Raw genomic sequence first — 1,520 nt, 5'->3', positions numbered from 1 at the left:
ACCTCCTTGTTTTTACACTTGAATTATACAATATATTCACGTACAAAAATCTAGGGTGTTTTTTTTAACAGATAAGAACTTAAGGTTAATTCATTTCCTTCCTTGTCCGTCCCAATCGGATCATGCAAAGATACATCTTTCCGAGCCTTTTTAAGTGATCGCAGGTGCATGAGGATTTCATTTTCAATGCAACGTGCCGCATAAGTAGCCAGCTTTGTCCCCTTATTAACCTGATAGGACTCAATTGCCTTGATGAGTCCAATGGTACCGATGGAGATCAAATCCTCTGTATCCTCTCCAGTATTTTCAAATTTTTTTACAATATGGGCAACCAAACGCAGGTTATGTTCAATCAGGAGATTGCGGGCTTTTGGATCTCCCTCTGCCATCAACTTTAAATTTCGTTCCTCTTCTGCTTCGGATAAGGGCTGGGGGAAGGCATTGTTTTTTATGTATGAAACAAATATCAGCATCTCTTTGATCAATAAACCGAAAGCTGTCATCAGACCTGGCACGTACACTCCACCTCCATCGTATTTCCAAAAAAACAGTTATCTCTACAGTATGTATCCCTTTACTTTTTTGTGCTTGAACCATTCATTGATTTATTTCATCCATACATTTTATGTTTAAAACAAATTGTCTTATGTTAATCTGCTGATCTTGGAATTCTGGTTAACCATGTGATGTAAACTTCAAGGGAATTTATGTAGAGTAGAGAACCGAAATTTTGCTACGAACCCTTTGATCGCCTAGCCAGAGGCTCAGTGGGACTTTAACCCACCCGATGGTGCGCTGCCGTGCGCCCACTATGACCACCTTCGACTCCCTCTTTGCCGTCCACCACTTCACTTCTTTGTCTCATATTCACTCTATGTTACGGTCTGCTGATTTGCTCGCACCCCTTCGGGGATACTTTGTCATAGCTCCAATCTTAGGATTTTTCCACCCGTTGTCTGTCAGCTACGAGGCGGCTTAGCGGTTGGAATTTCATCAACTTGTAATTAACGGCTTTCCGGGCACACAAACATAAAAAGAAACCAAGCCTACTTAGACTGGTTTCTTTCATAACAGTTATGTCGTTTCAATAGGTTAGATTTAAATGAGACAACTAAAGGCATTGAATTTTTCTGCTTTCTGGTTGTCCCATTCATATGTCTTAAAATTAACTGTAGATGGTCACCGTATATCATGACCTGCAAGTTCCCGATAGAGCGGACGGAGAAGAGGACGACGGCCCGGGAGGGTGGGGAAGTTGAACTCCCGGTTCTCACAAAAAGCGGGTGCAGCCTGTAGATCTCCACATGAGCCAGTTGCGCCACATCAAAAATCGGTTCTTTTGTCATTGCATTTCTCCTTATCGATCGGCTCTCTTACAGGCTGTCAAGAAAGTGGAAAATATAGGAAATATGCTCTATACTAATCAATACAGGTGTTTTTTTATCTATGGACTCGCGGGACTAGCTCTTCAGCACGCGACTGATATCGGTGGGGTTGATCCAGGTCGGATCAGTCCAACC

Annotated in this window: 1 protein-coding gene and 1 pseudogene; one reads left to right on the top strand and one right to left on the bottom strand. The window is 42.4% G+C overall.

Annotation, left to right across the window (positions count from 1 at the left end):
• Positions 1 to 68: 68 nt before the first annotated feature.
• A pseudogene (gene sigK, locus BMZ78_RS18355) lies at positions 69 to 503 on the bottom strand (RNA polymerase sporulation sigma factor SigK); the annotation flags it as partial.
• A gap of 801 nt (positions 504 to 1,304) precedes the next feature.
• Between sigK and BMZ78_RS19030 the strand changes: the two are divergent.
• Positions 1,305 to 1,520 (top strand): hypothetical protein (locus BMZ78_RS19030; RefSeq protein ID WP_217645030.1); only part of this gene is annotated, 216 nt, incomplete at its 3' end.

Origin of the sequence: Thermoflavimicrobium dichotomicum (assembly GCF_900114055.1) — a bacterium.
Taxonomy (GTDB): domain Bacteria; phylum Bacillota; class Bacilli; order Thermoactinomycetales; family Thermoactinomycetaceae; genus Thermoflavimicrobium; species Thermoflavimicrobium dichotomicum.
This window is presented reverse-complemented; position numbering and strand designations above follow the sequence as displayed.